At 52.0% G+C, this 22,012-nt stretch carries 14 protein-coding genes; 7 read left to right on the top strand and 7 right to left on the bottom strand.

Annotation, left to right across the window (positions count from 1 at the left end; translation table 11 throughout):
* Positions 1-11: 11 nt before the first annotated feature.
* Both ABFZ83_RS05955 and ABFZ83_RS05950 read right to left on the bottom strand, forming a co-directional pair.
* The gene (locus tag ABFZ83_RS05955; RefSeq protein WP_411818520.1) at positions 12-1,217 is read right to left on the bottom strand and encodes a sigma 54-interacting transcriptional regulator; all 1,206 of its coding nucleotides are present in this window, start codon (positions 1,215-1,217) and stop codon (positions 12-14) included.
* Between the two features lie 333 nt (positions 1,218-1,550).
* A complete protein-coding gene (locus tag ABFZ83_RS05950; protein ID WP_411818519.1) occupies positions 1,551-3,293 on the bottom strand; it encodes a trypsin-like peptidase domain-containing protein in 1,743 nt (580 codons plus the stop codon).
* Between the two features lie 496 nt (positions 3,294-3,789).
* Between ABFZ83_RS05950 and ABFZ83_RS05945 the strand changes: the two genes are divergently transcribed.
* The 4 genes from ABFZ83_RS05945 to ABFZ83_RS05930 all read left to right on the top strand — a co-directional run bounded on the left by ABFZ83_RS05945 (position 3,790) and on the right by ABFZ83_RS05930 (position 9,068).
* Complete coding sequence (locus tag ABFZ83_RS05945; RefSeq protein ID WP_411818518.1) at positions 3,790-6,393, top strand: beta strand repeat-containing protein; 2,604 nt, start codon at positions 3,790-3,792, stop codon at positions 6,391-6,393.
* A gap of 195 nt (positions 6,394-6,588) precedes the next feature.
* The gene (locus ABFZ83_RS05940) at positions 6,589-7,029 is read left to right on the top strand and encodes a hypothetical protein (protein WP_411818517.1); all 441 of its coding nucleotides are present in this window, start codon (positions 6,589-6,591) and stop codon (positions 7,027-7,029) included.
* Positions 7,030-7,065: 36 nt separating this feature from the next.
* On the top strand, positions 7,066-7,821 hold the full coding sequence (locus ABFZ83_RS05935; RefSeq protein WP_411818516.1) for a C39 family peptidase: 756 nt from the start codon (positions 7,066-7,068) through the stop codon (positions 7,819-7,821).
* On the top strand, positions 7,821-9,068 hold the full coding sequence (locus ABFZ83_RS05930; protein ID WP_411818515.1) for a hypothetical protein: 1,248 nt from the start codon (positions 7,821-7,823) through the stop codon (positions 9,066-9,068). Before ABFZ83_RS05935 ends, ABFZ83_RS05930 begins: the two co-directional genes overlap by 1 nt.
* 60 nt (positions 9,069-9,128) lie before the next feature.
* Here ABFZ83_RS05930 and ABFZ83_RS05925 read toward each other — a convergent pair whose 3' ends face one another.
* Genes ABFZ83_RS05925 through ABFZ83_RS05910 form a run of 4 tightly spaced genes read right to left on the bottom strand, consistent with a single transcriptional unit; the run spans position 9,129 to position 14,548 of the window.
* Positions 9,129-10,415 carry an NAD(P)/FAD-dependent oxidoreductase gene (locus tag ABFZ83_RS05925; RefSeq protein WP_411818514.1) on the bottom strand — a complete coding sequence of 429 codons (1,287 nt, stop codon included), beginning with the start codon at positions 10,413-10,415 and terminating at the stop codon, positions 9,129-9,131.
* Positions 10,416-10,426: 11 nt separating this feature from the next.
* Entirely contained in the window at positions 10,427-11,818 is a 1,392-nt protein-coding gene (locus tag ABFZ83_RS05920) for a glutamine synthetase family protein (RefSeq protein WP_411818513.1), read from the bottom strand.
* Positions 11,815-13,182, bottom strand: a complete 1,368-nt coding sequence (locus ABFZ83_RS05915) for an aminotransferase (protein ID WP_411818512.1) — start codon at positions 13,180-13,182, stop codon at positions 11,815-11,817. The genes ABFZ83_RS05920 and ABFZ83_RS05915 overlap by 4 nt, the downstream gene beginning before the upstream one ends.
* A 16-nt stretch (positions 13,183-13,198) precedes the next feature.
* Positions 13,199-14,548, bottom strand: a complete 1,350-nt coding sequence (locus tag ABFZ83_RS05910; RefSeq protein WP_411818511.1) for a glutamine synthetase family protein — start codon at positions 14,546-14,548, stop codon at positions 13,199-13,201.
* 320 nt (positions 14,549-14,868) lie between these two features.
* Between ABFZ83_RS05910 and ABFZ83_RS05905 the strand changes: the two genes are divergently transcribed.
* The gene (locus tag ABFZ83_RS05905; protein ID WP_411818510.1) at positions 14,869-15,588 is read left to right on the top strand and encodes a GntR family transcriptional regulator; all 720 of its coding nucleotides are present in this window, start codon (positions 14,869-14,871) and stop codon (positions 15,586-15,588) included.
* Between the two features lies 1 nt (position 15,589).
* Here ABFZ83_RS05905 and ABFZ83_RS05900 read toward each other — a convergent pair whose 3' ends face one another.
* A complete protein-coding gene (locus ABFZ83_RS05900) occupies positions 15,590-17,635 on the bottom strand; it encodes an amidohydrolase (RefSeq protein ID WP_411818509.1) in 2,046 nt (681 codons plus the stop codon).
* A gap of 102 nt (positions 17,636-17,737) precedes the next feature.
* Here ABFZ83_RS05900 and ABFZ83_RS05895 point away from each other — a divergent pair, with 102 nt between their 5' ends.
* Both ABFZ83_RS05895 and ABFZ83_RS05890 read left to right on the top strand, forming a co-directional pair.
* On the top strand, positions 17,738-19,318 hold the full coding sequence (locus tag ABFZ83_RS05895; RefSeq protein ID WP_411818508.1) for a tetratricopeptide repeat-containing sulfotransferase family protein: 1,581 nt from the start codon (positions 17,738-17,740) through the stop codon (positions 19,316-19,318).
* A gap of 289 nt (positions 19,319-19,607) precedes the next feature.
* Entirely contained in the window at positions 19,608-21,947 is a 2,340-nt protein-coding gene (locus tag ABFZ83_RS05890; protein ID WP_411818507.1) for a TonB-dependent receptor, read from the top strand.
* The last annotated feature ends 65 nt before the right edge of the window (positions 21,948-22,012 follow it).

Here is a 22,012-nt window from a genome sequence, read left to right as displayed (position 1 = left end):
TCCCCTCGAAATCAACAACCACTCGTAAGGGCTTTGATTTCAGCGCAGACGGACTGAAATGCCTTCGCGAAATCCTCTCCCTCAAGATCTTTCATCATATTATGCAACGTACCGCGCGAACGTCCGGTTAACGCCGCCGCTTTTGTTACATTTCCGTCTGTGGCGCAGAGCGCTTTCATCATTAAAAAGCGGCTAATCAAATTTTTACCTTCGTCTACGTTCAAGACGTCGGAAGCCGCAGCTTGATGAATGCCGGATGTTGCCTCGAAACGCAGATCATCCGGCATAATTTTGCCATTACGCGCATGGACCAGCGCCCGACTGATCACATTGCGCAATTCACGAATATTACCAGGGAATTTATGATTCCGCAGGCGATCCGCCGCATTCGGCGTTAAAACCATTTTGCGGTAACGCTCATCCTTATGGTTCGCGATCATTGCTTCGGCAATCTCAATGACATCATCACCGCGCTTCCGCAAAGGCGGGACGTCAATTACCAAAACGTTAATGCGGTAGAATAGATCGGCGCGGAATTTGCCACTCGCAACTTGCTCACGCAGGTCAACATTGGTTGCTGTGACAAGTCGGAAATCGACATTGGTTGCGTTCTTGCCGCCAACTTTGGTGACCATCCCGTCTTCGAGAACCCGAAGCAGATGAACCTGAACCGATGCCGGCATGTCGCCAATTTCATCAAGGAACAAAATGCCGCCCTCGGATCGTGCGATTGCGCCTTCGCGCTCGCCGACCGCGCCGGTAAAGGCACCTTTTGCATGCCCGAACAATTCGGCGGCCGCCAATGTTTCAGGCACCGCACCGGCATTGAGCGGCGTAAACCCGCCATTGCGACGATCGCTTAGCGCGTGCAGGTGTTTTGCCACCAGCTCTTTACCGACACCGGTTTCGCCAGAAACCAACACGGGCGAGTCATCTTCAGCATAAAGAGCAATTAGCTCGCGCAGTTCGACCGCTTGATCGCTCGATCCGATAATAGACGGGACCTGAAATTCAGTGCGATTGCGACGCGATTGATTTGTGGCCGATCCATTCCGAAGCTTGACAAGTTTCGGCTGAAATTTGTCTTCTTTGGATTTTGGCAAATTGTTGCCGGAATTCGCCGGAACGTGTGTTTGCGACGAATATTTGTTAACCGACGAATAGCCAGTATCATAATAAGATGAACGGCTTGCGCCGCTCATGTCGTGATCATCCATAGCTTCCCCCAAAGCGCTTAGGACAACAGTCGCAATCATTTATCGTGAAAAAGGCAGGCATACCGATCATTTGACGATCGGCGTTTCTGTTTCGGTTGCGCCTTGGACCCCCACTAGGTCGGCAGACGCTATCTCTCTCCCACAAGACAGCAACTGTATTACTGAACTTACAAGCTAAATCAATGGCCGCAGGAATCAACCGAAATCCTTGGGAACGGTGAAATTTAGGTGTTTGTGCTAGGTTTTGCACATGCGGCTATCGATAGTACCTACAAAGAATTCCGTCTCCATTCGTTACATTGTTTCATCCACACGCAAAATTTGCGCAATCGCTTATTCCAGTTCGATAAATTCCGGTTCCTGACACTCTTCTAATTTATGTCCGCCCGGTTTTCGGCATGTGATGAAGGCGTGGATAGAACCCCCAAGGTGATTGAGTAAACCGTCTTTATCACCCTCTATAGTAGAAATTGGCATACGCGGCGCGAAAGCGACCGATTGGGCGGCATCTTGTATCTTTAAGGGCCAACTTACGCTGCCGACGAAAAACTCATCACTTAACGGGTCACATTTCGGCCGCCGGCGTAAGATGATTTGATAATCCTCAATGACGTTTTCCGAAGCGGGGAGATAAAGTTCGAACGACGCGCGGGATTTCATAACCCGCAGGCGCGTTTCGCCCTTTTTACGGTAGTAACCTGTTAATGGACAAAACCCCCGCGTTGAGCGAAGCGAATAATCGAACGCAAAGATAACGTGATCGCGGCTGCGATCGACGGTGCGCCAGATTTCGGCAAATTGTCCCGGATGTTTGATCATGAACCCGGCTTCTTTGCGGGTAATCCCATTTACGAGTTCCGATTGCGAAGACTGACCGGTGATGTCGCTGGCCTCCACAAAGCGGCTTTCGGTTTCCGCTTCAAAATTCAGCCGTTCCACCACCCGGTCAAAGGGAAGCGGGTCAATTGGCGTAACCGTACGCACCAAGGGGGCCGGTTTTTCGTCAGGCCGCGCATACTCCATATAGAAAGACCAAGGCATCACTTCTTCGGCGCGCGACCAATGGCCGAGAATGCGCTTCCAGGAGGGGAAGAAAGTTTCCTGCAGCCGGGTTTCCTCGCGATCACGATCAAGCAGATCGTAGAGTACTTCTGCGCGCTGCGCTGCGCCGTCGCCATTTGAGGCGGGTGAAACAATCCCATGGGTATGGATGCCGATCACTTCACCAGCGGCGTTTAAAAGTGGGCTACCGCTATTTCCACCCGCGGTGGCAAGGCGATGTATAATCAAATTCGCGATGACGGGATCCCGGTTCTCCTCGACGGAATCGAGAGGAGGGGTCATCGCCGCAATCACGCCGCGCTCGACCCGTGCAATAGCGGCATCAGACGCAAAACCGTCATCCAACGTATCAAACGGATAGCCGATTACCGCAATGGGTGCGCCAGCTTCGAGCTTTAATAAGGCATCTTCGTCAGCGATTTTAAGATCCGGTCCCAACATGTTTTCGCCGGTCTCCGGGTCGATGGGATCAACCGTAATGAGCGCGGCGTCGAAGGCTAAATCGCGCAACGGAACCGTATGCGGCGAGTAAATTGTGCTGTTCCCCCGCATGGGTTGGTGATCTTCTACGAGCTCGCGAAACGCGCCAAATCCCGCATGAAGCCTGACCGATTGAACGTTAAGTGCCTTGCGTGAACCCCGGTTCAAAATCGTGACTGTTGCGTCTTCTTCATCAAGGGGGAGGGAGGTCGCCGTATGCGCTGCCGCGGCTAATATTCCGCGCTCTCGGTCGATAACAAAAGCCGTACCTCGTGCGGATCCATTAACCACAATGAGGTACACTGAGTTTTGTGCTTTTGCGAGCGTTTCAGGTTCGATCACCGCAGAAAGCGCCGCATCAGCCTTTTCCTGGGCGGTTCGTACATCCTGTTCCAAGACGTTTGTGCGCTCGCGCAGGCGTCTGATCTCAGAGTAACGTGCAGTTTCAATCGCCCAAATAGCAATAATGCCACTGACGACCGCTAAAGCAATCAGCATGCGAATAATAATATTGCCGCTCTGATGTTTAGGCATACCCTTAGACACCGTTCCCCCAATGGACAGGTTAAACATCTTAATGTCCCCAGAAGCAAATCTAGGGCCACAAATTTGCGGTGGGAAATTTTTTAATCCGGTGAATTGAAGCGTGTCTGAACAATACCCCAAAAGGTAGTGGTGCCCTAATGAAATGCATTCAAAAATTGCGCGAAAACTTAGCCCGTTACACCACCTATCCGGGTGGGTTTTTCGGTTTGTTTAGACACCTGAACAGTGAGTTTGACACTTTGATGCGTCGCACAAATTTCTTAACATTACGCGCTAGTAATGCTGTAACTTGTTGATTTTATGGCATTAACCCAAAATTAATCATTAATTTTTGTCCAGTAAACCAAGTTGGCACAGTCGTTGCATTTTAAAGTGGCGTTGGGGGGGACAAAGCTCCCAATGGGTCTGGGGAGGCCGTTCTGCAAAGATCGGGAAGGGCGTCTCCAGTCGGTAGTTTAGTGAAACCAATAGTGGGAGACGACAAGTGAAACTCAAACTTTTGTCATCGATTGCTGCGGCTGCACTGCTTACCTCGTATGGTAGCGCACTCGCTCAGCAGTCCGAAGCTGGTCCAGGTTCTGGCAGTAATGCCGACAACGGATCTGCTTCTGAATCAGGTGCCGGTGATCAGGGTTCCAACAATGATGAATCCGTAAATGATTCCGGTAATGTCGATGCCTTCACAGGCGACGGCTCTGACAACGACGCTCTTGATGTCGACAACTCAGGCAACGACAGCTCTGACAACTCTGACAACTCAGATAACTCAGACAATTCTGACAACTCTGACAATTCAGACAGCTCAACAGACGCGTTTACTGGCGACGACAGTGACGTTCTAGACGTTGACAATGCTGGCAACGACAATTCAGACAATTCGGATAATTCGGACAATTCAACGAATGATTCCGGTAATGCTGACATTGATGCGTTCACCGGTTCTGACAGCGACATCAACGACGTTGATATCCAGGACAACGGCAACGACAGCTCAGATAACTCAGACAACTCTGACAATTCTGACAATTCTGACAGCTCAACAGACGCGTTCTCTGGCGACGGTTCAGACAACGACGTTCTTGACGTTGATAACTCAGGCAATGACAGCTCTGACAATTCTGACAATTCAGACAACTCTGATAATTCTGATAACTCAACAGACACAGACGCGTTCACTGGCGATGACAGTGACGTTCTAGACGTTGACAACTCAGGCAACGACAATTCAGACAACTCTGATAACTCAGACAATTCTGACAATTCTGATAGCTCAACCGACGCGTTCTCTGGCGACGGTTCAGACAACGACGTTCTCGACGTTGACAACTCAGGTAACGACAGCTCTGACAATTCGGATAATTCGGACAATTCAACGAATGATTCGAATAACAATGATCAGGAAGCGTTCACTGGTTCTGACAGCGACGTTCTTGACGTTGATAATTCAGGCAACGACAACTCTGACAATTCAGATAATTCTGACAACTCAGACAACTCTGACAACTCAACTGACGTAGACGCGTTCTCTGGCGACGGCTCAGACAACGATGTTCTCGACGTTGACAACTCAGGTAATGACAACTCAGACAACTCTGATAACTCAGATAATTCGACTGAAGCGTTTACCGGTGATGACAGCGACGTTCTCGACGTTGACAACTCTGGCAATGACAATTCAGACAATTCTGATAACTCAGACAACTCTACGAACGACTCTAACAATGCTGACCTCGACGCCTTCTCTGGCGACGGATCAGACAATGACGTTCTAGACGTTGATAATTCTGGCAACGACAACTCAGACAATTCAGATAACTCAGATAATTCTGACAATTCTGACAATTCGACTGAGGCGTTCACCGGTGCTGACAGCGACGTTCTCGACGTTGACAACTCTGGTAACGACAATTCAGACAACTCTGATAACTCAGATAATTCTGACAACTCAGACAACTCTGACAATGTCGGTGCTGACAACCAGTCATCTGCAGCAAATGACGGCTCAATTGCTGTGACTGCGACTGATAACTCAGACAACTCAGATAACTCTGACAACTCTGACAACTCAGACAACTCAACTGAGGCGTTCACAGGTGACGGGTCAGACAACGACGCGATCGATGTCGACATGACCGACAGCTTGAACGACAATTCAGACAACTCAGATAATTCAGATAACTCTGACAACTCTGACAACTCTGACAATTCTGATAATTCAACCAATGACTCGAACAATGTTGATCTGAACGTTTCAGACAACGGCAACGAGACAAATGAAACATCAGATGGTTCAAACTCAGCAAGTGGTGGTTCTACTCAGACCAACACAAATGCTAACGTTGATGTCGCAGACAGTGGCAACACTGACGAAGACAATGACGGTCAGGACATTGACGGCGACAATTCCGACAATGACGGTCTTGATGTTGATATTTCCGACTCAGGAAACGACAACTCAGACAATTCTGACAACAACACTGCCGACAATGGTTCTGCGACTGCTAATGACAGCGGTTCAGTAACTGTCGACAACTCTGATAGCTCAGATAACTCAGATAACTCAGACAATTCTGATAATTCAGATAACTCTGACAACTCTGACAACTCTGACAATTCAACTGAGGCATTTACAGGTGAAGACAGCGATGTAATCGATGTTGATAACTCTGGAAATACCGAAGAAGACAATGACGGCGTCGACATTGACGGCGACGGTTCAGACAACGATGTGTTGGATGTCGATATCGACAATTCTGACGACAACGATGCTGACAACGGCTCTGCAGTCGCTAACGACAGCGGTTCTGTAACGGTCGACAACTCAGACAACTCAGTCAACGATTCAAACAACGTTACGCTTGAATTGACGATTGGCGATGTCCAGTTGAACTCAGCTGAACTGTCGACAACTGTTTCCAACGTCAACATGGGCACAATCCCAGGTGCGGGCCCTGTTACGACTGGTAGCATCAATAACCAGACAATGACGGACAACCGTGGTTTGGTTATCAACAACAACAACACTGGCAATGGTAGCTTTACGAACTCGCAAAGCGTCAATGTTGGTACTGTAAATCTGCCTAACTAAGGCGTGATTTCAGGGGGCACCGCAGCAACCATGCTGCGGTGCCCACTTATTAATAAAAGATAACTATTTCTGACCACGGAATGTGGTATTTTAATTGAGTAGTTTCTTGCCATTCTGACCCATTCTGCCCACCCAATCGGGCTCCGAAAATGGTCAAAATATTGCAAGATGGTCGTGTTAAGGGGGACCAAAAAGATGGGTGCTGCAAGCGTGTTTGGCTTGATTATCACTCCGATGTTAATCGCCACCGACCCAGATCCAAGAATTACCGACGAACAGCGCGAAGCAGATCTGCTTGATTACGCGCAGAACGTCACCGCTGAAGACGTAGACCTGTTTGCTGATCTTGCTGGGCTGGAGGGTGTCGCTGCGCTAGACGATGGTGCGATGTCTGTTGCCTCCGGTGGTTCAGCGACCGCAATCGATATTGCCAATCTTGGTGCCAATGCCGCCGAGAATATGGGTACCGTCGGTAATATTAATGTTTCCAACACCAATAATGGCGAAATTGCCAATAACGTGGTTTCCGACAATGGCGGGATCACGACGGTGTTTAACAACACCGGTAATGGTGTTGTGATGAACAGTATCGTTAATCTCAACATCTTCCTGCAGGGCGGTGGGCCAACGCCATAATCGCCGCTTTTACGTTTTTGTGTTCAGGGGGAACGAATGCAGCCAAAATTAAATAAAAAGCGCCTGGGTCAGAAAATTCTGGCGCTGATGGCTGTGATCTTCTCGTCATTTAGTTTTTCCGCGCCCACATTCGCTGGCGATTTACAGCTTTTTGTCGGTGGCTCGTCGCCTCGCGTCAAAGTTGTCAGCATGGCGGAGCGGAAGTACCAAACTGTTGTTAAACAGCAATTCGATTTTAGCTGCGGTTCTGCTGCGCTGGCGACATTGCTGACCTATCATTATGATCGTCCGACCACAGAGGAAGAGGCTTTCCGTGCCATGTGGGAAGTGGGCGATCAAGAACGTATCCGAAAGCTCGGCTTTTCACTCCTCGAGATGAAACGTTATCTCGAAAGCGAAAAGCTAAAGGCGGACGGTTTTGTTTTGACGCTTGATCGTATTCAGGAAATCGGCGTGCCAGGAATAGCGCTGATCGACATACGTGGGTACAAGCATTTTGTGGTAATCAAGGGTATTACGAAAGAGGTCGTTCTGATCGGCGACCCTTCTTCTGGTGTAACATCGATGCCTCGGCATATTTTTGAGGATCGGTGGGATGGTACAATTCTCTTTATCCGCTCAGACGTGCTCCGCGGCAAAGCAAGCTTCAATCGTGTTGCTGATTGGCGTTTAGCGCCTTCTGCGCCCCATGATCGCGCGCTTGATTTAGAATCGTTGCAATCTGTTTCCATTAACCAGACCCGGCCATCTACCTCCGGTTTCACGATCAATACCACCGTGGAGAGTCGGTAATGTCGATGCTGAAGAAATCATTTAGTTTCGTCAGTGCAGTTAGTGTTGCGTCTATGGGAACTGCATTCGCAGAGGATTTTCCCTTTGAAGACGATTTGTTTGCCGAAGACGGCTTGCTCGAACTGAACGAGCGGCCGATGTCCGCCAAAGAACTGGGCGATGCCCGCGGCGGTTTTTCGATTGGTGGTCTGACCTTTAATATCGGTGTCATTATCCCGCCGCCAGCGGTCGATCCGCTCCCAAATGGCGTTTTCGGTGATAGTGGCGGGCCATTACCCAATGGGGGGCCATTTGGCGAGGGCGGTGTGTTTGGTGATAGCGGCGGTCCGCTTCCCAATGGGCCGTTCGGTGACAATGGCGCGCCAGCCTCCAATGCTGCTTCGAATGCCCAGAACGCGGCCTCAAATGCGCAGGGTAATCCGCAACCACCGGCTACCGGTCTGATTGCCGCGATTACGCCGCCAGCATCGCCGCCGCCATCAACGAATAACACGCCCGCGGTGTCACAACCTGCGACGCCACCAAATAGCAATTCTGCGTCGCAGGCGACCCAAATCGCATCTACGGCACCAGCATCAAATCCGGCACCGACGCAGTCCGTGCCAACCCAATCTACTCCTGCGCCAAGTACGCCGGCACCAACGCCTCCAGCCGCGCAATCAACACCTAGCGCGCCCGCACCGACGCCATCCGCGCCAACATCAATTGCCAGCAATCCAACGCCTGCGCCGACGCAAGTCGAGAGCAATCCGGCTCCGACAACGCCAACACCTTCGGCACCATCGACGCCTGACCCTGTTTCGCCAGCGCCTGTTGTGGTCGCGGATGCAGGCCCAACACAGCAGCAGCCATTGCCAACGCAGCAATCATCTGCACCGACACAGAATGCTACGCCGCCGCAGAATACGTCCTCTACACCCGCACCAAGCACGAATGCGCCAACGGGCGGGTCTGGTGGTGGTTCGGTGCAGCCCATGTTGGTGGTCGCTGACAATTCAGGCAACGCCGCAGATGAGCAATCGAACGTAGCCTCGACGCCGCAAACTGACGCGGCAAATGGCATCCATGAAGTACCAAACGGTTACTATTCGACGATCAATAATACGTTGGATAATGTGGTGCTGAGCCAGCAGGTTAGCATGCAGGTCGAAGTCTCCGGTTATGACTTCCAAATGGGTTTAACCCGCACGATGAATTATACATCCCAATTGGTCGGCCAATCCGCAATGTTGGGTGGGTTGTTCTAAGGGGCGTTCTTAGCCTGCGGCGCAGTCAGCGAATGCGCTAACGCCGCATTTTCATTCAACCTAGATCCCCAGCTTATCGCGCAGGCGATAATAACTCATGCCCAGCGCCATTAACGGGCTGCCGATCAAATCCTTGGCCGGCACTTTAAAATGCTTTGCGTCCTCAAACGGATCGATAATGCTGCTTTCGTTTTCAATTGCGTCCGCGAACATCTCGCCAATGATATGGCTGCAATTTACACCGTGTCCTGAATAGCCTTGCGCATACAAAACCCGTTCCGACAAGTGGCCCACCATCGGGATCCGGTTTAGCGGTATCCCGATGATCCCGCCCCAGGAATATTCAAACTTTATGTCTTTCAGCTGTGGAAAGACATAGCGCATGCGCGGCAACATCGCGCCGTCAATATCGGTGATATCATTATTCGCGTAGTTGCATTTGCCCCCAAAGAGCAGCCGCCCATCAGGCGTTAGGCGATAATAATCGAGAACCCAATTTGCGTCGCAAACCGCTAGATTATCGGGCAAAATAGACTTCGCGACCTCTTCGGGAAGCGGTTCCGTGACAGAGATATAGGTCTTGGCGGGGAGCATATAACCGCCGAGGCGTTTGCCTTCCAGATTGTGATAGGCGTTGCCCGCAAGGATAACCCATTTCGCGCGGATAGTGCCGCCAGCGCTACGAACGGTCGGCCGATCGCCATGGTCGATTGACGTGACCCGTGTGTCTTCGAATATCTGTACGCCGAGTTTCTCGGCCGCTTCCGCCTCGCCAAGACATAGATTCAATGGATGACAATGCGCGCCGCGACGATCAATCAGACCGCCCACATAAATGTCACTCGCCACATGGGCGCGAAGAGCAGTTTTATCTGCGAGCGAAAGAACGTCGCCAAATCCGTGTTGGGCGCATTCGTTATATTCCTGCTCAAGACTTTCCATTTGCCGCGCGTTAAAGGCAACGGTCGCCGCGCCATGCACATAATCGCATTCGATTTGATATTTTTCGATCCGCTTTTCGACAATCTCGTTTCCAAGATAGCGGGTACGCCAAAAGAACTCCTCGGCGCGTGCACCCAGTTGTCTTATCAGCGCACCTTCGCCGGACCAGCCGCCAAGGACTTGCCCGCCATTGCGGCCCGATGCGCCCCAGCCAACCTTCTTTGCCTCGACAATGGCGACTGATAAACCCCGTTCCGCCAGCGAAAGCGCGCTAGCAACGCCCGTAAAGCCGCCGCCGATGATCGCTACATCGAACTCAACATCATCGCAAAGGGCAGGGCGAACGGGCACGGGATGTGCGGTCGCCGCGTAATAATTATGCTTATGTTCCGGATCGTTAATCACGTTAGGTCTTTTTAAAATGCCTGTAGGTAGCTGTCATATTCGAAATCGGTGACACGCGAATTCGCAACGCGCATTTCCTGTTGTTTCAGTGCACAGAAGACTTGCGTAAAAAGCGGCCCGAATGCAGGTGACAGTATTTTCCCGCCTGCAAAACAATCCAATGCGTCCCGCCAAGAGGTCGGTATCCGCGGCGCATCGGTAAGGTACCCGTTTCCTGTGGTCGATGCGGGCGCGGTTTTGTTGTTGGAAACACCGTCGAGCACACCAGCCAAAAGCGCAGCCAGAACAAGATAGGGGTTCGCATCGGCACCGGCGATGCGGTATTCAAAACGCCGATTCTTGCCGCTGTCATTCGGAACGCGGATCGCCACCGTTCGGTTTTCATACCCCCATGTCAGGCGCGTTGGCGCATGGGACTCATCTTGAAAACGACGCATGGAATTAAGGTGCGGCGCGAGAAATATCATTGCCTCGGGCGAAGCATCAATCAGACCGGCAATGGCATTTAGCAATTTTGCAGATCCTTTTTCAGTGCCGTCGTCGAAAATATTGTCACCCTCGCCATTGAGCATGCTCATATGCACATGAAGCCCATTGCCGCCAAGATCGCCGAACGGCTTTGCCATAAAGGTCGACAATAAGCCGTGCTTGTCGGCCACGCCTTTTACGGCGCGGCGAAACAAAATGGCCTGATCGGCTGCCCGAACGGGATCGTCCTGATGCAGAAGGTTGACCTCGAATTGTCCGGCACCGCCTTCGACGATCGCTGCGCCAAGTGAAACGCCTTGTTGGTCACAGGCGGCGTAAAGATCACTGAAAAAATCGCTGAACGCATCAAGCTCGTTCATCGCATATAATTTTGCGTCGCTAACCCGGCGGCCTGTTGCCCCCATATTGGCGGTTAACGGGCGGCCCTGATCGTCGGTATCGCGCGCGAGGAGGTAAAACTCCAATTCCATCGCGGCAACAGGAAACATATCAGCCGCGGCACAACGATCTTTCATTTCGATTAGCATCTGCCGCGGGTCTGCGAGAAAGGGAGAGCCGTCAGTATCGCCCATCATCAGCATGACTTGTGCGGTGCTGTCGCCGGTCCACGGGGTCGGGATCAATCCTTCGCCGACGGGATGGCAAATGCCGTCGCTGTCGCCGGTTTCCATCACCAACCCATTGCCGATGACATCTTCACCCCAGACATCAACGCCGACCAAAGAGCGCGGCAAACGCAAGCCCGATTTGAATAGTTTCAACGCATCCCGCGCAGGCAGACGCTTGCCCCGCAACACGCCATTCAAATCGGCGAAAAAGGCATCCACAAAGACGAGATTAGGCGAAGCATCGAGCATCGCTTTCGCGCTCGACAACATTGCCTGACGATCATCATATGTTTGCGACGTGCTCACGCCGAAAGTTCCTTATGTGAAAGGTCCAGACTTTTCCGTACAAGGTCGAAAAGCTCATCGATTTCGTCTTTGGAAATAACCAATGGCGGACAAAGGAACATCGTATCGCCAACCGCCCGCATGATAACGCCGTTCTCAAAACAATGACGGCGACAAATAAGGCCCGCTTCGCCTTCGGGCTGATAGCGCTCTTTTGTTGATTTGTCTTTCACAAGCTCGATCCCGCCCAAAAGGCCGATCCCGCGCGTTTGACCAACCAGCGGGTGATCATCAAGCGCGGCGAGCTTATTCTGGAAATAGGCAGATATCTCTTCACCGCGCGCGCCAACCAATCCGAGCTCTTCGATCATTTCGATATTGCGCAGCGCGACCGCACAGACGACCGGATGGCCAGAATAGGTATAGCCATGGGCCATTTCGCTATCGGCATTGACGATCGCGTCAGCCATTTCCCGATTGATCGCGACGGCGGATAGCGGTTGATATCCGCTGGAAATGCCTTTTGCCATCGTCATAATATCGGGCGTGTAGCCATAGGCCTGACAGCCGAACCATTCGCCCGTTCGGCCAAAGCCGCAGATCACTTCATCCGACCAAAGAAGAACGTTATATTTCTTGCAGATCTTTTCGATCTCTTGCCAATAGCCCTCCGGCGGCAACATCAATCCGCCAGCGCCCATTACCGGTTCGCCCACAAAGGCCGCAACATTTTCCGGGCCAAGTTCTAGGATTTTGTCCTCAACCGCTTTGGCGCAGCGGAGGGCGAATTCCTTTTCCGTTTCACCCGGATTGCCATATTCATAATAATGCGGGGTCGGGCCCACATGATGGAACCGGGGCAGGGGCAGATCGAAGATACCCTGCATAAAGGGCAGGCCAGAAAGACTCGCGCCAGCGACGGTCGATCCGTGATAGGCCCGCTCGCGGCTGATGATGGCTTTCTTTTCCGGTTTGCCTTTCAGGTTCCAGTAATACCAAATCAGTTTGATTGCGGTGTCGTTCGATTCAGAACCCGAGCTACCAAACATGATCTGATCAAGGCCGTCAGGTGTTTTTTCGGCGATGAGCTGTGCAAGGCGCGCCGCATGGGGCGTCGTCGTCTGAAAGAACGTATTGTAATAGCTCAGGGTTTTAAGCGCGTCGGCGGCCGCATCGACAAGTTCCTGCTCGCCATAGCCAAGTTGGACGCACCAAAGGCCGGCCATGCCGTCAATGATGCGGTTTCCTTCTGAATCCCAAAGATAAACGCCTTCACCGCGGGTAATCACCCGAGGGCCCGTTTCGCGCAGTTCGTGATGCACCGTAAACGGATGAAGGTGATGCGCGTTATCAATATTTTGTAGGTCTTTGGTTGTCGCTGTCATTTTATCACTTGTACCGTTAAACATTTACCATCAGGAATCGTACATCCCACGGGCTTAGGACGCTGGAGCGGTGTTCATATTCCGCACGCTTTAACCCCGCAAAAGTATCGACGAAGGCCTCGCCGAGATATTGCTTTAAGGCATCGGACTTGCTGAAGGTCTCGATACTATCTGTGAGGGTCGATGGTAGTGGGCGTTCGCGATCCTCATAGCCCTCGCCAATATATTCCGCACGGGGTTCAATTTTTTCGGCCATACCAATATAGCCGCAAACCAATGATGCGGCGATGGCGAGATAGGGGTTTACGTCTGCGCCAGAAATTCGGTTTTCAACCCGGCGCGCGTCAGGCCCGCTGGCCGGTACGCGAAGGCCGACCGTGCGGTTTTCGCGGCCCCAATGGGTATTTGTTGGCGCGCTCATAAAGGCTTCGAACCGGTTATAGGAATTTGTGTAAGGCGCGAGCAATGGCATAGCCGCCGGCAAATGTGCCTGTAGACCGCCGATGAAATGGCGGAAAATATCCGCATCGGACCCATCCGGATTGGAGAAAATATTCTTGCCTGTTTTGGTGTCTACAACGCTCTGATGAAGGTGGATCGACGAACCGCTTTCCTCGGCATAGGGTTTGGCCATAAAGGTGACAAACATGCCGTGGCGCTTGGCGACTTGGCGGGCTAAGCGTTTGAAAAGGAAAAGCTGATCCGCAACCTTTATCGCGTCACCATGACGAATATTGACCTCGAACTGACAGGGTCCGTCTTCGTGGATCAGTGTTTCAAGGTCGATATGTTGAACGTCACAGAACTGGTAAAGCTCTTCGAATAGCTTATCGAACTCGTCGATCGCATCGAGGCTGTAAACATGCTGACCAAATTCTCTCAGACCCGACGCACCGTCTGGTGCACGCGGTTCGAGAACGACATCATTAAATCGCGCGATTAGATAAAATTCGACTTCGGGGCCGACAATCGGGGTCCACCCTTTTTTCTGATAGAGGTCGATCACATTGCGAAGGACCTGGCGTGGCGCGAGGTTAAATGGCGCACCCTGATCAGTATAGGCATCACAGATAATCGCCATTGTCGCGTCTGTATTCCATGGCGCGAGGTGAATGGTTGAAAGGTCCGGCGACAGAACAAGATCCTGTTCCGTCCGTTGCACATGGTCGTTAAAGATCGTGTCGCCGTGAACGCTGATCGTATAAGTGAGTTCGGGGATGCGCAGGCTTTTGTTCTCAAGGCTCGCAAGAAACAATCCCGGGGTCATGTTTTTCCCGCGCGCAGTGCCGCTCATATCCGGCGTCAGACAGGAAACATCGCCAATCCGGCGTTCTCGCATCCACTCTTTTAGTTCTTCCAAGTCCATAAATCACTTCGCGGGGCGCGCCTTTGTCGAGGCGGCACGCGCGCCTTTTGTTAAGTCAGTCTCATTTTCCCGAATCTCCCGCATGAATGATGCCAGAGAAGGCTCGATTTTTGTCCAAAATAGCCTAACGGGTGCCTAAGCCAACGCAACGGGTTAAAACGTGATCACAAATAGAATGGGATTTGCCTTTTCGCAAGTGGGCGAATAATCGATTTTATGTCCATTTTCAGAGGGCTGATCGCGGAAAGGTTACACTATTTAGGGTGAAATCGCATCAGCTTCGTTCTATAAGTGAGATCACAACGAGAAAAGGATCAGAATTGGCAGAGGCCGACACCATACCGGCGAGCACGGCACCAGAAAGCACAAAAACGCAGGCTGGTGATTCGCGCCCCAAGATCGTCCATGAAGAGGTCTACGGCAAATTGCGCCGCGCAATTATTGCGGGCCAGCTAGAGCCGGGGCGCACTTTATCTGTGCGCGGACTGGCGGCTGAATTCGGGGTCAGTACGATGCCCGCCCGCGAGGCGATCCGCCAGCTCGTGGCGCTTGGCGCGCTTGAGTTGACCGAAACCCGGCGGGTTAGTGTTGCGCAGATGAACAAGGCCAAGCTTGAGGAAATCAGCGAGGCACGATTGGCGCTGGAGCCTGCGCTTGCGGCGCGTGTTTTGAAACAATTAAAGGGCCGTAGCGCAGCGCGCGAAAAGCTCGCCCTCAGGCTCACGCGCATTGATGAACAACTAGACCGCGCGATCGAGCGCGGCGATAGCGCCGCCTATGCGCGCTATAATAGCGAGTTTCATTTCAAACTTTACGAAGCCGCGAAATCGCCTGTTTATCTCGGCTTGGTTGAGAGCCTGTGGTTGCAAATCGGCCCGTTTATGCGGGTTGTCATTGGCCGGCTTGGAACGTCATCACTGGTTGATCAGCATAAAGAAGCCATAAGCGCCTTGCGCGCGGATGATGCGCCGAAAATGGCAAAGGCCATCAGGAACGATATCGGCGAGGGCATGAGTAATATCGCCCGCGCTGACCTTTAATTTATTCCTCTGCGGCGTAGACTTTTTTACCGCCGAACCATGTTTCCAACACCTTTGTATCGCTAATGGCGGCGGTTTCCCCTTCGTCAACGAGAGCGAAAATATCCTGATCTAGGATGATGAAATCCGCTTTTTTACCCGGTTCAATCGAGCCCGCGATATTGTCTTGTTTCAAGGCTTTAGCCGCATTGATCGTATAAGCATCAACCGCGTCATAAATGGAAATCGCTTCATCGATATTCATCGGCGGCAGGTCATAAATCGACCGGCTGACCGCAGCTTCGATATTCGTGAAAGGGCGGGGGTCTTTGGTGTCCACTGGGGCGTCAGAGCCAGCAATCAAGGTTGCACCACCTTCGCGAATGGACTCCGCCGGATAACCATTTTGAATATAGTACCCAGCCGGATCATACATGCCGCCGGGCCCATCAACGCGGTCTATAAAAGGAATGACGGTCGTATCATATTGCGGGTCCCGCACTGCCCAGGCGAAGGTGAAGGACGCATAAATATCGTTCGCGGCAAAGCGATTAATATCGTCGGGATGCACCACTTGAAGATGGGTGATGATGTGATTTTTGTTGCTGTCATTATTGGTGCGCGCTTCCTCGACCGCATTCAATGCCGTGTGAATACCGCGGTCACCGATTGCATGGATGTGAAAGGTAAAGCCCGCCGCATCACCTTTTTGGACGTAATCCATAATGACGTCTTCAGGATGCTGTAAGACGCCATTGCTCTTTGCGCATTGTTGTGGATGGAAACCATTTTCAGTCTTGAATGCGGCAATGTCGACTTCCTCTTCCGCGGCGAAGGCGGCACGCGTCGCTACGCAAAGTTCGCTGTCGGTATCAATATAATCGCTGACTTTGACCCATTGGCTTTCTTCATCCCATTCAAATATGGGCTGTAGATAATCGCGGGAGAACGCCGCATTTGGCAGGGTTGGTGGCTCCGAAAGCGGATCACCCTCGATCACTCCATCGGCAAAGAGTTTTAGAAAATCAGCTTCGATATTCTCTGTGCGTTCATATTTTTTGCGAACAACCTGCGCGTCTGACAATAGCGTGTCGAAATCAACCACGCCCTGTTCGTCGCGATAGGTGCTGGGATCGTAAAAAAGCGCCAGATGCGCCCGCGCATGGAAGGCATCATTGGCAACGAGGCGGTCATAGATGTCGAGCGTATTCGGATCGGCAGCCGCATCAAGAAACGAGGTAATCCCGCGCGGCAGCGTAACGTCCATCATCAATTCCGGCGATGCCCGACGTTTTTCGATCCCCGCACTTAAAAGATTGCCAGCGCCAATCGCCGACAGCGCATAATCTTCGGTCAGCTTGCCGTTTGGCTCGCCGCTATCGTCAACGCCGATATAGGGGGCGAGGGCGGCGAAATCTGTTGCCAAGGTTTCCGCCGAAAAGCCAACGACCGCACCCGCGTCATTTTTGGCGCGGGCCAGCGCGACAGAATTGACCGCATAATGATGACCGTCACTGCCCAACAGGATGACCGGCTTTTCGCTTGATACCGCATCAAGCGCCTGACGTATGGTTTTATAGTCTTCGCCCGGCTGATTGCCCGCTGCGAAGTTCCACAGCTCAATGGTGATCCATTCATCATTGGCCATGTCATCTTCTTCGAGACAGGCTTCGGCAAAGGCGACGATGTCCGCAAGGGACATCGGAATGTTTTCCAGATTGCAAGACGGAATTGGCATTGCGCCGATGGGGTGAAGATGCGCATCATGCAGCCCCGGCAGAACCAGCTTGCCTTCGAGGTCGATGATTTCTGTTCCCTGACCAATCAGACCATCAAGATTATCCTGATTGGCGACGATATTTCCGACGCCGACAATTTCATCACCGCGCAGGGCCATGCTTGTCATAAATTCGCGGCTGTTATTGGCGGTATAGATGCGCCCATTGATAAACAGCTTTTCCGCCGGTGGTGTCAGGGCCTCAGTATTGGCGGACGAATTCTCCTCTGCGGGATTACATGCGGCGACAAAGCCGAGTAGGACGGCACCAAGAAGGGAAGCAGATCTCATGGTCAGTGCTTTCTATGACGTGCAATTTTCTGCATCATATGATGACAATGACCGAACGTGATCACAAGAGGGTTTCTCGGATTTATACTTCCGGCAGAAAAGATGAATGTAAAACAGAGCAAAATAACTGAAATTCTCCGAGCCGGATTTACGGCATTGAACGAGGGAAACGCAAAACGCGCAGCGGAATGTTGCCGCGCGGCGATGTCATTGGATCGCGCAAATCCGGAAGTGCATTTTCTGGTCGGGTTGGTTGCGCTCGATATGAATGATTTGAAAACGGCGGCCAGCGCATTCGGATCGGTCACGAAATTATCTAAAAATCATGCAGCGGCCTGGGCGCAGCTCGCGCGTATTTTTATGCGGATGGGGCAACCAGCGCGAGCGGAGCAGGCGCTTTCAAAGGCCACCGATGCGGGTACGGATGACCCCGCGGTTGAAGATCTTATTGGTGTTGTGGCGTCGCTTTTGGGCAATCAGCACGACGCAAAGAAATGGTATAAACGTGCCGTTCAAAAAGCGCCGGAACGAGCGGCCTATGCGGTGAACCTTGCGAGCGCGCAAATATTTCTTGGCGAGACAGACGAGGCCGAGGCAACGCTTAAAACCTTATTGGACCGCAATGACAATATTGCGCAGGCGGAGTGGCTTTTATCCTCGCTGCGAAAAGCGGAAACGCCTGCGCGCGCGGATGCGCTGTTGAAAAAGGCAGAAGCGGCAAAAGACCCCCATTCAAAGGCATTTCTTGGCTACGCGGCCGGTAAGGAATTTGAGGATTGTGAAGTCTGGGACAAAGCCTTTCGCGCCTTTTCATTAGGAGCAGCCGCAAAGCGAAGCACCCTGACCTTTGATGAGGCAAAAGAGGAGGCGATGTTCGCGGCGCTGGAAGATAGTTTCACCGAAGAATGGGCCGCGCGTGCGGGGGGAGGGCATCATGATCCGGCACCCATCTTTGTTGTGGGGCAGCCGCGCACCGGCACAACCCTGATCGAGCGGATCATCACAAGTCATTCCGCCGTTGAATCGGCCGGTGAGTTGCAACAATTTGGGCTTTCCATTCACCGCTTAACCGAGGGTAGCTTTAGTGACCGCCTATCGCCCGAGGCAATCCGCGCATCTGCGAAGATAAACCCGACTGATCTGGGCCGGGAATATCTGCGCGCGTCTGCGCCAATGCGGAAAGATGCCGAGCGCTTTGTTGATAAGCTGCCGGGTAATTACCTGCACCTGCCGCTTATTCTAAAGGCGTTGCCGGATGCGCGTATCATCCATTTAACCCGTCACCCGATGGATAGTTGTTTTGCGAGCTATAAACAGCTTTTCGCCGAAGCCTATTTTCATTCTTACGATCAAGAAGAAATGGCGCGGCATCACCTGCGTTATGCCAATCTGATGGCGCGATGGAGGGAGCGATTCCCGGGCCGTTTCCTTGATATTTCCTACGAAGATACGGTCGCGGACCATGAGCCAAACGCGCGCCGCTTGATCGAATTTCTCGGCCTTGATTGGGAAGATGCCTGCCTTGAATTTCATACCCAGAAAGCGGCGGTGGCGACCGCAAGCGCAGTTCAGGTAAGGGAGAAGCCGCATCAACGTTCGGTCGGGCGCTGGCGGCGCTATCAGGATAAATTGGTGCCGATGCAGACAATATTGCGCGATGGCGGGTTGGAACTCGATAGTTGATTCGCTTTTGTGATCACAAAAAAGGCAAAAAATTCAAGATTGCTGCCAGATATGCTATTTATTTGGAGGAAATGATTACTCTATTGAAATTATGGAGTATTTAGAGGCGGCATCGGTTAAGCCGGCGTTGTATTTTCGCCTCGAATTGTCCAAAAAATTATTTTTCGGGATCGCAAAAATGCATCTCCTATTGTCGCGATTTCGCTTTGTTGTTACCAATTCAGATTGAAAATAGTTGTGTGACCGGCCGCGCGTTCATTGTCGGCGCACCAAAGAAGGGGCAACATAGATGAGGGGCAGCATCATGGCACAGATCAATCTCAAAAAAGCCTTCCTGCTAACCGGATGTTCAGCGGCCGCGATGCTGACATCGAGCGCGGCACTGGCGCAACGGGACGAAATCATCGTCAGCGCGACCAAACGAGACGAGTCAATTCAGGAAGTGCCGCTGGCGATCTCGGCCTATACCGGTGAGTTTGTGCGCGACGCCAATCTTGATGACATCAAGGATCTCGTGAAATTTACGCCGGGCGTAAGCGGGAATTCACTCGATAGTTTTATCGACTTTCTAAACATCCGCGGTATCCGCACAAATGATTTTGGTGTGGGTGGCGATCCATCCATTCCGCTTTTCAAGAACGGTCTCTATCAGGGGCGAAATGGCGCGGCTGTTTCTAGCTTGTTTGATATGGAGCGCGCAGAGGTATTGCGCGGCCCGCAAGGGTTCTTGTTTGGCCGGAACGCAATTGGCGGTGCGATCAGCGTACACACCGCAAAGCCAAGGCTCGATGAATATAGCGGCTATGCTGAACTTGATGTCGGTGAACGCGACCGGATTTTTGGTGAGGCGGCGCTCAATCTTCCTGTCAACGAATTTTTTGCCCTCAGAATTTCTGGCTATGGCGCGCATGAAGATGGCTATGTCGAAAATGTTGCGCGGCCCGGTATCGATAAACAGGTCGAGCCGGAAAAATATGCCGGTCGTCTTTCTGCGCTTTACAGCAAAGACGCATTTGAGGCGCTGTTTACCGTTGAATATGAAAAGCGGATGCAATCTGGTGCGCTCTATCGCGCAACAGAAAAAGGCGATTCATGGGATACGCTGGTTGATGTATTTGGCCTCTCGCTTGGCGGAACGCCCAACGATATTGATAGCGATCAAGGGTTGGGCGAGGCCGATAATGGCGAGATCCTCAGCTTTGGTCTGCAGCTCGATTATGATCTTGGTGGCGCGATAATAAGTTCGATCACGGGCTATAAAGATCATTCCTATTTCTATGCTGAAGATTTCGACGGAACGCCGCTTCGGATAAACGACTATAGCCAAGATCAGGAAGGCAGTTATTTCGAGCAGGAACTGCGCGTCGTTTCCGATAATGATGGTCCGCTATCGTGGTATGCTGGTGCATCCTACTATAACGAAGAAATCGATGTCCTTTTCACACAGGCCGCTGATGAAGAGGTCATGTGTCAGTATTATCTGAGCTATTACGGCATCAATTCCTGTACGGAATATTTCGCTTATTACTATTATTCCTTCACGCCAAACCCAGACGGGCTAGTTGAGAGCAATCAGGTTCGTGGCCGTTATCATGGCTTTGCGGCTTATGTTGATGCGACTTGGCAGTTGAGCGAACAGTTCGATATTGGGGTCGGTCTTCGCTATTCGCGCGATACCAAAAAATTCGGAATTCGCGCCTTACCGGTGGACAGCCAGCTCGGCCCGTATTTTGCGCTTGGCTTCACCTCTGCGGACTTCCATGAGGCCAAGCAAAGCTGGGATGCATTCACCCCGCGCTTTATGGTGCGCTATCACCCCAGTGATAATGTGATGCTGTTTGCCAGCGCGACACGCGGTTTCAAGGCCGGTGGTTTTGGTAGCTTTACCGTTGTGCCAAATGGTTCGGCCACAACCTATTGCGGACCATTTTCGACCGATTGTATTAATCTTGCGGCAGGGGATGCGTCACCAGACACATTCGATCCGGAAAAGGCATGGTCATACGAGGCCGGGTTCAAGGGAACCGCGTTTGGCGGGCGCTCGCGCATCGATGGCAATGTCTATTATTACACCTATAAAGACCTGCAACAGACCGTGGCCGGAACTGGTGGCGGCATCGTTGTCGAAAATATCGGTAACGTAAAAGGCTGGGGTATCGAAGGATCGATCGATACTGACCTCGGTGAATATTTCGGTATTCTCCTGTCCGGGTCTTATTTAGGCACGGAAGCCACGAATGTTCAGTCAATCTGTGACGGTACGGATGATTGCGAAGGGCTGTCGCTCGCCAATGTGCCGAAATTCTCAGGTGCCGGTGTCTTGCGGATGAATGTTCCTGCCGGTGCGGGTGAGATTTATGGCGCGGCGGAATTCACCGCGCAGAGCAAAACCTATGGCGGCGCGGCGCATCTTGATGAAGCAATCACCCCAAGCCTGTTCGATATGGCACTGCGGCTGGGCTATAAAGCCGAAGCGGGTTGGTCGGTCATTGGCTATGTGGAAAACGTGACCGATCAGGATGGCTTCGCGGGCGCAGAAGAATCTGGCGGCATCATTCCGGCGCATTTTGTTGGGCCAATCCGGCCACGCACCTTTGGTGTCCGTATGAGTTACGAGTGGGGCGGCTGACCAACCGGTCACCGCGTACACCCCTCGTAGTTTTAAATTGCCTTGCGTCGGCCAATCGTGCCGAC

The sequence above is a fragment of the Hyphococcus formosus genome, assembly GCF_046736345.1.
In the GTDB taxonomy this organism is placed as follows: Bacteria; Pseudomonadota; Alphaproteobacteria; order Caulobacterales; family Parvularculaceae; genus Hyphococcus; species Hyphococcus formosus.
The sequence above is the reverse complement of the archived record's forward strand: the minus strand, read 5'-3'. Positions and strand labels throughout refer to the sequence as shown.